The 12759-nt window shown below is 49.7% G+C and carries 12 protein-coding genes; 2 read left to right on the top strand and 10 right to left on the bottom strand.

The genetic code is table 11. The annotated features are described in order from the left end of the window. Nucleotides 1–24: 24 nt before the first annotated feature. The 10 genes from EKM70_RS01515 to EKM70_RS01470 form a co-directional block, all read right to left on the bottom strand. Complete coding sequence (locus EKM70_RS01515; RefSeq protein ID WP_125544599.1) at nucleotides 25–591, bottom strand: TetR/AcrR family transcriptional regulator; 567 nt, start codon at nucleotides 589–591, stop codon at nucleotides 25–27. A gap of 218 nt (nucleotides 592–809) precedes the next feature. After that, nucleotides 810–3020 carry a SpaA isopeptide-forming pilin-related protein gene (locus tag EKM70_RS01510; RefSeq protein ID WP_164506293.1) on the bottom strand — a complete coding sequence of 737 codons (2211 nt, stop codon included), beginning with the start codon at nucleotides 3018–3020 and terminating at the stop codon, nucleotides 810–812. 363 nt (nucleotides 3021–3383) lie between these two features. Further along, the gene (locus EKM70_RS01505; RefSeq protein WP_057877469.1) at nucleotides 3384–4226 is read right to left on the bottom strand and encodes an aldo/keto reductase; all 843 of its coding nucleotides are present in this window, start codon (nucleotides 4224–4226) and stop codon (nucleotides 3384–3386) included. 51 nt (nucleotides 4227–4277) lie between these two features. Further along, complete coding sequence (locus tag EKM70_RS01500) at nucleotides 4278–5459, bottom strand: MFS transporter (RefSeq protein ID WP_125544595.1); 1182 nt, start codon at nucleotides 5457–5459, stop codon at nucleotides 4278–4280. Between the two features lie 106 nt (nucleotides 5460–5565). After that, complete coding sequence (locus EKM70_RS01495; RefSeq protein WP_125544593.1) at nucleotides 5566–6753, bottom strand: MFS transporter; 1188 nt, start codon at nucleotides 6751–6753, stop codon at nucleotides 5566–5568. A 111-nt stretch (nucleotides 6754–6864) separates the two neighbouring features. Further along, entirely contained in the window at nucleotides 6865–7512 is a 648-nt protein-coding gene (locus EKM70_RS01490) for a TetR/AcrR family transcriptional regulator (RefSeq protein WP_125544591.1), read from the bottom strand. A 66-nt stretch (nucleotides 7513–7578) separates the two neighbouring features. Beyond that, complete coding sequence (locus tag EKM70_RS01485) at nucleotides 7579–8790, bottom strand: ABC transporter permease (protein ID WP_125544589.1); 1212 nt, start codon at nucleotides 8788–8790, stop codon at nucleotides 7579–7581. Continuing rightward, nucleotides 8790–9512: an ABC transporter ATP-binding protein gene (locus tag EKM70_RS01480; protein WP_125544587.1), complete on the bottom strand. Its 723-nt coding sequence runs from the start codon at nucleotides 9510–9512 to the stop codon at nucleotides 8790–8792. Before EKM70_RS01480 ends, EKM70_RS01485 begins: the two co-directional genes overlap by 1 nt. 137 nt (nucleotides 9513–9649) lie before the next feature. Continuing rightward, nucleotides 9650–10597 (bottom strand): ADP-ribosyltransferase, encoded by a 948-nt coding sequence (locus EKM70_RS01475; protein ID WP_125544585.1) that lies wholly within the window; start codon nucleotides 10595–10597, stop codon nucleotides 9650–9652. 327 nt (nucleotides 10598–10924) lie between these two features. Continuing rightward, complete coding sequence (locus EKM70_RS01470; RefSeq protein WP_125544583.1) at nucleotides 10925–11596, bottom strand: type 1 glutamine amidotransferase; 672 nt, start codon at nucleotides 11594–11596, stop codon at nucleotides 10925–10927. 204 nt (nucleotides 11597–11800) lie between these two features. Here EKM70_RS01470 and EKM70_RS01465 point away from each other — a divergent pair, with 204 nt between their 5' ends. Then, entirely contained in the window at nucleotides 11801–12346 is a 546-nt protein-coding gene (locus EKM70_RS01465; RefSeq protein ID WP_125544581.1) for a DUF1697 domain-containing protein, read from the top strand. Continuing rightward, nucleotides 12343–12753, top strand: a complete 411-nt coding sequence (locus EKM70_RS01460; protein ID WP_057877635.1) for a peptide deformylase — start codon at nucleotides 12343–12345, stop codon at nucleotides 12751–12753. Before EKM70_RS01465 ends, EKM70_RS01460 begins: the two co-directional genes overlap by 4 nt. Nucleotides 12754–12759: the final 6 nt, after the last annotated feature.

The following is a 12759-nucleotide window of genomic DNA, read 5'->3' as shown; positions in this document are numbered from 1 at the left end:
TCGGTGTTCGAATGGATTTTTTAGTTACTCTGGATTTATTTGATCGATAGCCAACTGCATGGTTTGTTCGAACCGGGCATCGAGTTTGCGTTGCGAAAGGTTTAAAAAGCCACCAAACTCTTGAACCAAAAAGCCAAACAACGTTGATCGATAGAGGGTAGAGGCCACCAACCCCTGGTCACTGCCCCCAACCAAATGTAGGCTCTTAAACATCTGAATATATAACGTTGACAGGGCCTCGTGTGTTCGTTTTAATTGGCGCATGTCATTAGGATCCATCAGGATCGGCGCCAAATACTGCTGACTGCGACATCCCTGACGGAACTCCTGGGCAAACACCATCAGAGCTTCTTTACCGCCGACACCCACCAACCGCCGCATCAGTCGATCTGCCAGTTGCTGAACGAAACGAACCCCGACTTGATCCAGCAGGTCGTTCAAACTATCCGCATAATTATAAACGGACTGCGGCCGAATCTGCAGAGCATCTGCCAACGCCCGAACGGTGAGATTTTCAATGCCATTCTCCGCAATCAGTTGGTTGGCCTGTTCTAGAACAATGTCTTGGGTCAAAGCTCGTCGTTTTACCATGTTCTCGCCTCTTTTAAAAAGTCTTTCATTCTCAATTAATTATACATTGAACAGCTGTTAGAATAAACTACTTATCCAAATAGCCAGTAGTCCAATTGATTCCAATTTAGTGTAGCATATTATTCCACGCGATCATAGTTAACCCAATTATAAAAAGTTATATAAAATGACGGACAACCAATCTGGTCATCCGTCATTTTATGACATTTCACTTCAACTCAGTAACGCCGTTCCCAAACAACCCAGCCGCCAGTCGTTAAGACTAACAGGAAAGCCAAACCAGCCACAATTAATGGCTTTGGTGAGCGTTCTCCAGTCTGTGGTAACGTCTGACCCGTGTAGTTGCTGGAAGCTTGACTAGAACCCGTGTGACCCGTTGTTGGTGCGGTGTTGCCTGCACCACTAGTCGTTGGATGCTGACTGCCTGAACCCGTTGTGGTTCCTGGTTCTGGTGTTGGCGTTCCTGGATTAGTTGGCGTCGTTGGCGCTACCGGTGGCTTTGGTGCCGTCGGATGCGTTGGCGTCGGCGTTGGTTCTGGTGTTGGCGTTGGTTCCGGTTCTGGAGCCGGTTCCGGTGTCGTTGGTCCAGTTGGTGGCGTCGTAATTGGTGGGACAGTCCCACCAGGCACTTCACCGCCATCACCAGGCGTCGTTGCCGAATCCTCAGCGGTAACAGCGACCGCAGCGGACCCATCGCCACTAATAAAGAATGAAATTGGCGTTGCGTCGAGCAGATACCCAGCCGGCGCCTTAGTTTCAACGAATTGGTACTTGCCAGTTGTGAGGCCTTCGACGTGAATGTTACCATTCTCATCCGTCGTTAAATCAGTCTTAACCACCTGACCATTGCCATCTTGCAATTCGTAAACGGCTCCCGCCAACTTCTTACCAGTGGCCTTGTCAATCTTAGTTAAGATGACATCGCCGGGAATTTCTTCCTCACTGTGGTCTGCGGTATCCTGTGCGGAAACGTCCACCGCAGCTGTCGCACCACTCGCAATGGTAAATGGGATTGGCGTTTCATTTAACGTGTACCCTTCTGGCGCTGCCGTTTCAACTAATTCATAGTCGCCAGCGGCTAAGCCTTTGTACGTCAGAACACCTTCTGCGTTCGTGGTTAGCCCAGAAGCAACCTCAGTACCATCACTCTTCCGCAACGTGTAAGTGGCTCCAGCCAATTTAGCACCGGTGTCCTTATCCGTCTTGGTTAAAACAACTTCGCCGGTTTCCGGAACCACCACTGGCTCTGGCGTATCTTCAGCAGACACATCGACCGCAGCCGTCACACCACTCACAATGGTAAATGGGATTGGCGTTGAATCCAACGTGTAGCCTTCTGGCGCCGCCGTTTCAATGAACTTGTAATCGCCAGCCGGTAAGCTAGCAAACGAAATGTTCCCGTTAGCGTCCGTGACTAAGCCGGACCCATAGATTTTACCGTTGCTGTCTTCCAGCGTATAGGTCGCGCCGGCTAACTTCGCACCGGTAGTCTTGTCAGTCTTGGTTAACAGAACCTCACCAAACTGGTGATCGGACCCATTTCCACTACCACTGCCACCCCAAGTAATCTGAGCCGTGACATTTTGACCATTCATTGAAGCAGTGTTGGTCCAAATCTCACTTTCACTCACATTATTTGGCGTCGTTTGGTAAGTCATGTTGATGGCCTTCGAAACGTCTGGGAAGGTAAAGATAAGCGTGTTCCCAGCGGCATCAACTTCAGGGGTAACCGTTCCATCAGCGACGAACCCGCCGTCTTCACCATATTTACCGGTTTCAGCATAGACACTGCCCGGAACGTAAGTCTGGTTAGGACCTAACGTATCGGTAATGACTGCTGTCCCCATTGGCATGCCATTAGGATTAAATGCGATGTTCCAGGTCAACTTCGAAGGTGACCCGTCCGCATTCCGATCGGCAATCCAACCAACCTTGTTGACACCCCAATCATGACCGATATTTTCATTCTCGCTGGTCCCGGTCACATAGAACTGTAAGTGACCGCCACGATCGGTGGCAGATTCACCTAAGACATCGTTAAACGTAATCGTTCCTGCGGTTTCTCCAGCCTTAATCGTAAAGGTGCCGACCACTCGGCCGGAATCATCCTTCAAGCTAACTGAGATATCTTGGCTAGCTACCGCGTTAGGGGGTAACGTCACCGATACCGTGTCGCCAGCTTGAATGGACTCCCCATCGGGAATCCCCCAAGTATAATTCACTTCATAACTGTTCCACTTACTCAACTCACTCCCTAAAGGAACCTTACTTCCTTGCAGATCGGTAAGGGTCGGATCGCTTCCGGTGAGACCTGATACCATTAATTCAGCGGCGTGGGCCGTCACGCCGTTGGTGATGAACCCGCCTGTAAGGAAGACGGTCAGTGCCATCACAAAACCAAAAATGATGGTCCAAATCTTCCTTTTCATCGTCATCCTCCTCCAATCACCAACACCCCCACAACGGGTTGCTCCTTTGTGGGGATCAAAGCTTACCGAATTAAAAACTACTCTTCTATTCCGCTTCAGCCCCCACTATAACGGCTCCTGTATCCGGCAGGTTCCTGAGTGCTCAACCATCTTCCGTTAAATTTTATCGGGACTCAACCCCACTCTTAGCGGCTATCGTAGTTGACTTCTATCGGCCGTCGTCGCCACTGCTGATCTCTACTGATGATTATAGGTTTTAGGTGCTTGTCTGATGATCGATTTCGATCATAAATAAAAATGGCCTGAACTTATTCTGTTCACACCATTCATTCGTCGCTTACCTATTAAATTAGCCGATTAAAATTAATCGAATTCTTCATATTCATTGGGATCTTGATTGTCGATCCGCCCGTCATCTTGGTTGAGCGCAGTAATCGCCGCCACTTCTTCCGGAGCCAAACTGAAATCAAAGATATCGAGATTCCCGCGTTGGTGAACCAAGTTACTGGCCTTAGGGATCGGAACGATTCCCCGTTGTGTGTGCCAGCGGAGCACAATTTGACCCACGTTTTTACCATACTTAGTCGCCAATTGCTGAATCAAGGGTTCCTTTAGCGCAGCACTTCCACGTCCCAGTGGACTCCAGGCTTCGGTGACAATGCCTCGCTTCTGGTCTTCAGCAACCATCCGTTCCTGGGTCCAGTATGGGTGAACCTCCAATTGGTTCACGGCTGGCGTGACACCAGTCTCTTGAATCAACCGGTCCAAATGCTCAGGTTCAAAATTCGAGACCCCAATTGACCGAATCAGGCCACGTGTCCGCGCGTCAATCATGGCCTGCCAAGCTTCCACGTAATGGTCTCGCTTGGGCAATGGCCAGTGAATGAGGAACAGGTCAAAGTAGTCGAGTCCCATACGATACAGTGATTCCTGAATCGCCATGGTCGCATCGGCATATTGGTGATACTTGCCAGGTAATTTTGACGTCACGAAGAAGGCTGAACGTGGTAAGCCCGACCGGCGAATAGCTTCACCGACGGCTCCCTCGTTGTCATAATTCGTGGCCGTATCCAGACTCCGATAGCCATCCTTAATGGCTGCCAAGATCTGATTGACCCCTTGACCACCACGGACCTGATACGTACCCAACCCAATGGCGGGCATCTCAAAACCATCGTTTAACGTAACTGTCTGCACTTCTGTCATGAGTGAACCTCCTATACACAATCTCACATTCTAGCTTAACGCGAGCCCATTCTAAAGGGAACTGGTTTGTCTGTGCCGGCGAATGACACGGTTTAGCGTCAACGCCAACCCCAGTGAGATGATAGCGTAGATGGCTGCTCCCCAACTAATATACCGGAGGCCTACCGTGCCCAGCATCCCCGAAGCCGTGGCCGACCCCAGTGAAATTCCAAAATTAAAGAAGATCGAGTTCAACGATGAGGCTAACACGGTCGACTGCGGATATTCCTCTTCCGCAATGTTGAGAAAATGAATCTGAATTGGGGAGTTAATGACCGTGACAATCAGACTCATGACCAACAAGATACCCAGTCCCAGCGCCTTTGAATTCAAGACAAACGGCAACACTGCGAGCAACACAATGTCAGCGACATAGAATCGCGGCATAATCCGCAACCCATTTCGCTCGGCCAGCATCCCCGAGATCCGATTACTGATAATACTCATAATTCCAATAACGAACAACAACCAATTCAGACTCTCGTTGCTGAAGCCCAAGGCCGTCGTCAACAGTGGTCGGATGTAGGTATAGTACGCGTACATCGTCGCTGCAGTAAAGAGCACCAGCGCAATCCCCACATAGATTCGACGGTCCTTTAATAACACCAGTTGGTTCCGAATACTGCCCTGAACCTGTTCCACCTGGCGTGGCAGGAGCCAACCCAATAGGACCCAGGTAATCGCACTGATCCCCGAGATCAGGTAAAAGGCGTCGTGCCAGCTATAGGTCGTACTAATAGCCGTCCCAATCGGCACCCCAAAGACCGAAGCGATGCTAAATCCGGCGAAGATCCAAGACACGAGTCCGGCCCGCTTGTCTCGTGGGGCAATCGTGCTGGCAAAGGTCATGATCAAAGAGATAATGGCCCCGGCCACCATCGCCGTCACCATACGCGACACCAACAATACCGGATAGTTCATGGCAAAACCACTTAGCGTGTTCCCCAGTAAGAAGACCCCCATCAAGACCATCAGCGTCTTATAGCGGCTATAACGACTGGTCAAAATCGTCACAAATGGCGTGCTGACGGCATAGACCGTCGCAAAGATCGTCACCAAATATCCTACCGTGGCAACTGGCACCTGATACTCCTTGGCAATATCGGAGAGCACACCGACCACAATAAATTCATTACACCCCAGCATAAAGGCCACCAAGACGAACACGATGGCCTGCCAACGATACTTATTCACAATAGTTTCTCCTCTGAGTCGGTTTAGTTAATCATATAGACCAGCTTACACGATCCTCCGGGGAAATTCTTCGGTGACGACTCATGAAAACGTCACCAGTTATTTTTTAATGATTAGCCGACCGTAACTGCCGCCGTTTCGCCATTTCACGGTTCAAGACGACGACCAGAATCAATGAGATCACGGCATAGGCAATTGCCCCAAAGCTCAGGCTCTTCAATCCAGCATGGTTCAAAAGAATGGAGGCTGTGGCCGATCCAACCGAGATCCCCACGTTAAAGAAGATGGGATTGACCGCCGCGGCCAACATCATGGCTTGCGGATAGCTTTCCGCCGCCACATCCAGGAAGTGAATCTGCAGTGGTGCCCCGGCAATGGTCACAATCAACGCAAGGACTAACAGGATGGCGAAGCCCAAGAAAGCGTGGTCCAATGCCATCGGCAAGAGTAATAACAACCCGATGTCAGCCACGTAAAACCAGGGAATCACCCGCAAGCCATCGCGCTCGGCCAACGTTCCTGACAAGCGATTACTGATGATACTCATAATCCCCAGAATAAAGAGGAGCCAATTCAGACTGGAAACACTGAAGCCTAGCCCCTCCGTAATCAGGGGGCGAATATAGGTGTAATAAGCATACATCGTGGCCGCCATGGTCAAATTGAGCCCAACCGCCAAATAAACTCGCTTGTCGGTCAGAAAGACCAGCTGTTCTTTAACACTCCCGGTACTCTGATCGACGTGCCGTGGTAGCAACCAGGCTAACAGCGCGTAAGTTATCAGGGTAATTACCGAGATAATGTGGAAGGCCGTGTGCCAGCTGTCAGCGGTACTGATCGCCGTCCCGATCGGCACCCCAATGACGGAAGCAATACTGAACCCGGCAGAGATCCAGGCGATCAGAATTGGCCGCTTATCCCGTGGCGCAATGTCATTGGCAAAGGCAATAATAAAGGACTCAATGGCCCCAGCCACCACGGCCGTCGTCATCCGCGCCGCAATCAGTAATCCATAGGTCGTGGCAAAACCACTCAGGGTGTTTCCCAGAAGAAAAATGGCCATGATCACCATGAAAACTTTATAGCGACTGAACCGATTTGTTAGAACCGTAATAATCGGCGTGCTAACGGCAAATACCGTCGCGTAGATCGTCACCAGATAGCCCACTGTGGCTACCGAAACACTCAGAGTCTTGGCAATGTCAGAGATCACCCCGACGACAATAAACTCGTTGCAGCCTAACATGAACGAGGTGAGAACAAAGATAATCGTTTGTAACCGGTACTTGGTCATGGTAAATCCTTCCTTAGTGACGCCAAACGTCTCGTTTTTGGTTTTACAGTCTACCTTACACGACAAACTAAAAAACGGCTAGCCCCCAAATAGGGAAACTAGCCGTTCAGCTTACTTTTTAAGCGTTCGAACAATCTGATTGGTGATCATTTCTAAGTCTTCCTGTTCACCATGCAACAGAGCTGGCACGTAATTACCTTGGATGATGTAAACCACCATCTGCCCCGCAATCACGCGAATCAAACCAGCCGCATCGATGTCGTCTCTAAGTTCACCCGTATCGTAGAAAAATTGAACGAGTTCGTGAAGAAAGTTAAAGTCCTCACTCGCAACCACTTTAGCAAAGGTTTGGCGCATCTCGGCATTGGTCATCATTTCTACCGCAATAATTTTAACCGCCTGCTCATTAGATTTAATGAAATGATACCGGTCAGTGACGATAAAATGAACGATTTCGGTTAGTGTCTTTCGTTTCGCGATGCCGCCGAAGAATTCGTCACGGTAAGTCGGGAAGAAGTGCTCCAGGACTGGCTGGACGATCGCCATCAACAAATCTTGCTTGGTGTGAAAATACTTAAAGATGGTGGCCTGGCTGATCCCCGCCTCTTTGGCGACCTGAACCGTCGACGTGCCGTCAAATCCAGATTCGGAGAAGAGCCGCATTGCCGCAATCAATGCGGCCTTCTTCCCCTTAGGCATCTTCTGATGGTCGAGCCAATCACGATAATTATCAAAGATTGGTGGTTCCAAGCTGGTCACTCCTTTCGCAAAAACCTGTCAAACTATTATTATACGCGATTATCCTAAAGAATGGTCGTGATTTTACTAGACTTTCCGGTAACGCCGTAAACCCACAATGTTGAGAATAGTCAAAACTACCAAGAATCCTAGCAGAACTAAGATGTCCCCACCCAAGGCAAAGATGGAGGTTCCCCGCATGATAATTGCGGTAACCGCATCCCCCGAGTATTTCAATGGGATAACGGTAGAAATATCACTGACCCATTTTGCCATTGAATCCAATGGAATTAATCCCGAGAAGAAGATTTGTGGAATCACGACCAGCGGAATGAACTGCATCATTTGGAATTCGGAGTTGGCAAAGGTTGATAAGAGAATCCCGAAGGCCAACGCCACCAATGCTAAGAGAAGGTTAACCGCAATCACACTTGCCAGGTTCCCGACAACTTCGACCCCCAGTAACCATACCGTAACCACGACAATCACAATGGTTTGTAAAATGGCCAGGATGCCGTAACTCAACATGTACCCGTAAACGATGGAGGACCGCTTCACCGGTGTTGCTAACAAGCGATCTAAAGTTCCCGTCGTCCGTTCCTTCAGTAGTGCCATCCCAGAAATCAGGAAGACGAAGAAGAAAACGAAGAAGCCCATGAGGATGGGCACCATCTTGGCAAAGAAGCCGGTGTCCTTATCCCCGTATACGTAGTGATTGGTAATCTTCGGCGTCGTCTGACTGGTACTCTTGGTCGCGTGATTCGTCGAGGTGGCCTTGGTGGCAGCGGCCTGCTGAGCGGCCGTGGCTGCGCCAGCTGTCTGACTCGCGGTTGCCTGCTGCTTCTGCATGGCAATCAACTGGGCCTGGAGCTTAACCGTAGCCTTGGTGCTCTTCTTCAATGCCGACTTTAACTGGTCAATACTCGTGGCGGTCAGGGCATTCTTAAAGGCCAACTTGACGGCTGACGTCTTGGAAGAATCCGTATTGGCGTAAGTCAGGCTAAAATTCTTGCCATTTTTCTTGATAATCGCATCGATCTTGGCCGCCTTTAAAGCCTTGTCGGCATCTGCCTTGCTTTCGTAGGATTTAACGTCAACGTGCTTGATGCTCCCCATTTCCTTGTTGAGCTTCTGTGTCACGGCAACCGTGCCGACATTCACATCTGTTGATGAGTTCGTGTTGAAGATTACACTCATCAGTAACATCACCAGGACGGGAGCTAGGAACATCAAGGCCAACGTCCGCTTATCTCTAAAGAGTTCCTTTAGAACCCGATTCATAATCGCAATTGTTCTCATTATTCAACACCCTCCGCCTTTAAGAAGACATCTTCAATCGTTGGCACATCGTACTGCTTCTTCAACACCCCGGGTTCATCGAATGCCATGACCTTGCCATCTAGCAACAAGGCCACCCGATCGGTCAGTTCGGCTTCATCCATCACGTGAGTTGTGATCAGAATGCTTCGACCCTCGCTCTTAATCCGGTCAAGTTCTGCCCAAATTTGTCGCCGCAGGGCTGGGTCAATCCCGACAGTCGGTTCGTCCAAAACCAGCAACTCAGGGCTACCAAGCAGTGCAATGGCCAGTGACAACCGCCGCATCATCCCCCCAGAATAGCCAGATACCCGTTTGTTCAGATCCTTGGTCAGGTCGACCACTTTAGCTGCATGTTCAACCTCGGCTGCCATCTGGTCTTTCTTAATGCCCTTCATTTGGCCATAGAACACTAGATTTTCTTTGCCAGTCAGGGCATCGTACAGGGCATCGGTTTGCGCCATGTACCCGATCCGCCCCAGCAACTTTCGGTTCGGCATCGTGGTATCAAAAACTTTGGCAGAACCCCCGCTGGCAACTTCCATCCCCAATGTGACCTTGATTACCGTTGATTTACCGGCCCCGGAAGGTCCAATTAAACCAACAATCTCGCCTTTGTTGACGGTAAGGTTGATATCCTGCAATACCGTTTCATCGCCAAAATTCTTGGCTAAATGTTGTAAATCAATAATTGCTTGTCCCATAATAAGACCTCCCAAGACCTTTTTAAATTTAGGTGAGTGAGTAATTACTTACTCGATAAGGTGAGTATACAATCACTTTTAAAAAAAGTCAACAATCCCACAAAAAAATTGGTCCCTCAGCGAGGAACCAATTCTTGTTATTTGTTCATCAAACTCATGGTAATTAAGCGATACCGCTGATCCTCATTGATCGTTGAAATATGTTTGTGCTTACCATATTTAAGCGTAACCTTTAGCCGCCCCTTAATCGTGACTTTCTGAATCTTGGTCACGACTAACTTGGTATTCGGATTCAGGAGATACTCGTATTCCCCATCATATTCGGAGATTGGATCCAGATACGCCCCGTGGTAGCCGGCCGGCATATTAATCTTCAATAAATCTTTCGACATAAAGTCAGTTCCCACAGACTTACTCAGCGTGGTCGAGGCAAAACCTGGATCCCGGTAAACGGCTCCCGGCTTTAACTTCTTTCCTCCTAGCGACAGATTCACAATCCAGTCCGAGGTGCCGCGGTAGACAGTCATCGGTTGCTTGAGTTTAAACGTCTTGAGAGCCGCTCTCAGGTCCTTAACGCGTTGCCGCGACTTAGCGGTTGACCGCTTCTTAGGCTTCCGTAGAACGTTGTTAATGGCGTCTGAACCCTCCCCGGTATAGCGACCGAGTACCTTGTGTTGCCGCTTACTGAGTGTCTTATACCACTTGCGAGACTGCCGATTCAGGTTCTTTCTCACCTGCTTGGAAACCGTGATTTTCTGGGTGCTGTAGGTAACTGCGGCTAAGTTGTTCACCCACAAGGGCTCGTTACTATCGCCCACCGCAACCTTAGTGTGGCCCTCACGATGACTCATGATCGTCAACGCCGTATTCTTGGGAATTGTGACCGCCTCATCGGTGGTGGCCGATCGGGCGTTAACATCTCGGTCTGTCACAACCTGCGCGGTTCCCGGCGTAGTCGTTTGACTCGTCCGGTCAGTAATCGTGTAAACCTTAGATTTAGCGCTGGCTGTCTCTACTCCTAGGACACCACCGCCTAAGGTGAGGCCCACCATAGTTAAGGCCACAAAGCGTTTGTATGTATTCACTTCTAACTCCTCCTCTGAACCCCCCACTTCTTGCAGCGTTTCAGCGACTTGAAGTTAAATTAAGTATACCACCATTGGACTTGGGTTAAACGGTTTAATCCATCATTATTTAGGCCTGGCTTGGGGCTTTGCAGATAGTGCTCCAACTGATTTGACTGGGGTTACAAAAATAAGGAACTGTACCGATTTGGTACGGTTCCTTTGCACTTACACTGTCGAAACGTGTGAAAAAGGGCAGTCAGCTCCGCTTAACACTGATAACCAAATAATCCAAGCCCGAGATTATCCGACTATCACCGTTAATGCTCACTGACTAACCGCCCTTTTTCACACTCTTCTACTAATAAAGTCCAACAACCTTGCCATAACCAAAAAGTTCTCGGCTGGAATCGGGAAGTCTGCCACGTCTTGGGCCGTTTGGTTGAGGACCGATCCCCGGACATAGTCACCATCGTTGACGACCATGGTGTAGACGTTGTCCTCCATGACCTCGAGGTGAAACTGGAGGCCGATGACGTTGTCGTTAACCAGTAATCCCTGATTATCGATCTGGTCACTTTCAAATAATCGAATTGCACCGGCTGGGAGGTCAAAGCGGTCTTGGTGCCAGTGAAGCACGGTCAGACTCTTGGGAATACCCGGAATCACCGTCGTCAAGCGTCTGACTGGCGCCCAACCGACTTCCTTTGCTGGGGCCGGACTGACCTTGGCTCCCATAAGCTTGGCAATCTGTTGGGCCCCAAAACAGGCGCCAAAGATCGGCTTGTGGGCGGCCATCATCTGTCGCATCAGCTCGCGTTCCGCGGCAATCCAAGGTGCCGAATCATTGGGACTGATCGGCCCACCTAAGACGACCAGCAAATCAGTTTCATCCACCGTTGGTAACTTCCCGTGTTGCGCTGGATGGTAGACGAAGACCTTGTGTCCCCGGTCGTGAGCCCAGATTCGAATCGCACCGGGACCTTCCTCCGGTGTGTGTTGCAAAATATTGACGCGCATGGCACTCACATCCCTCCAAATGAATCGACCGGATTGTACCACTTGAAACTGGCCACTGCTTCTCACCAGGCTTCGTTTGATTGGTCACCCACTCTACTCTGAACAGGAAAATCAAATTTCCAACATAAAGCGCTTGCAAAAAGTAAGCCTTTTGCTTAACGTTAGAGGTGTTGTTATTTCTATATTAAAGGATGGTATTGATTTATGGACTATCTCCTTCTTTTACGAGGGATCAACGTCGGCGGTCATCACCGCGTGCCGATGGCTCAGCTCAGAGACCAACTCACCGCAACGGGCTTCACGAATGTCCGTTCCTATATCAACAGTGGCAATCTCTTTGTCACCAGTATGGAACCATTTGTGACTTGTGCGGCCAAAATCCAGGCATTACTGGCCACCGAATTCGATTTTCCGATCGACTTTCGCTTGATCAGCCGCCCGGAATTTCTGGCCGATCTGGCCTTGGCTCCGGACTGGTGGGGAGCCGACCCCGCATTGCGTCACAACGCCTTGTTCAAGCTCAATACTTACGAACCCAGCAACGACAACTGGCTAACCGAGCATGTCACCAGTGACTACGACCGAATACTTATAACGCCCAATCTGATTTTTTGGACGTCCACCCTCAAGGTTCATTTCAGCCGGTCATTTTATAGCAAGATTCTCGGGACTCCCCTGTATCGCCAGACCAGTGCCCGTAACTTCAATACCACAACGAAACTCAAAAAAATTTTGGAGGAATTCTCATGATTAGAAATTTAGTTCACGATCCAGCTCGCTTACAAACGCAGTCGACCCCCGCTACCGAACTCGATGGCCAAGTGGTGACTGACCTTCTCGATACCCTGAAGGCCCACAGTGTCAATGGTATTGGTATGGCTGCCAACATGATTGGGGTCAACAAGCGCATCATCGTGATTAACCTGGGGATGATTCCAATTGCCATGCTCAACCCACAGATCGTTAAGATTTCCGGTGAATTCAAGACTGAGGAAGGTTGCCTGTCACTCAAGGGAACTCGGCCAACGACGCGGTACAAAGCCATTACCGTTCGCTTCATGGACCAGAACTTCAAGCCTCACGAACAGGTCTTTGCCGGTCTGGTCGCCCAAGCCATTCAACATGAGGTTGACCACTGTAATGGAATTTTGATCTAGGAGATC

The organism is Levilactobacillus lindianensis (assembly GCF_003946095.1).
Taxonomy (GTDB): Bacteria; Bacillota; Bacilli; order Lactobacillales; family Lactobacillaceae; genus Levilactobacillus; species Levilactobacillus lindianensis.
Note: the sequence above shows the minus strand (reverse complement) of the source record. Positions and strands in the feature narration are given on the sequence as shown.

Coding starts and splice junctions, on each gene's coding strand:
- EKM70_RS01515 (WP_125544599.1), bottom strand. CDS start 591: ATGGTAAAACGACGAGCTTTGACCCAAGACATTGTTCTAGAACAGGCC.
- EKM70_RS01510 (WP_164506293.1), bottom strand. CDS start 3,020: ATGAAAAGGAAGATTTGGACCATCATTTTTGGTTTTGTGATGGCACTG.
- EKM70_RS01505 (WP_057877469.1), bottom strand. CDS start 4,226: ATGACAGAAGTGCAGACAGTTACGTTAAACGATGGTTTTGAGATGCCC.
- EKM70_RS01495 (WP_125544593.1), bottom strand. CDS start 6,753: ATGACCAAGTACCGGTTACAAACGATTATCTTTGTTCTCACCTCGTTC.
- EKM70_RS01485 (WP_125544589.1), bottom strand. CDS start 8,790: ATGAGAACAATTGCGATTATGAATCGGGTTCTAAAGGAACTCTTTAGA.
- EKM70_RS01480 (WP_125544587.1), bottom strand. CDS start 9,512: ATGGGACAAGCAATTATTGATTTACAACATTTAGCCAAGAATTTTGGC.
- EKM70_RS01470 (WP_125544583.1), bottom strand. CDS start 11,596: ATGCGCGTCAATATTTTGCAACACACACCGGAGGAAGGTCCCGGTGCG.
- EKM70_RS01465 (WP_125544581.1), top strand. CDS start 11,801: ATGGACTATCTCCTTCTTTTACGAGGGATCAACGTCGGCGGTCATCAC.
- EKM70_RS01460 (WP_057877635.1), top strand. CDS start 12,343: ATGATTAGAAATTTAGTTCACGATCCAGCTCGCTTACAAACGCAGTCG.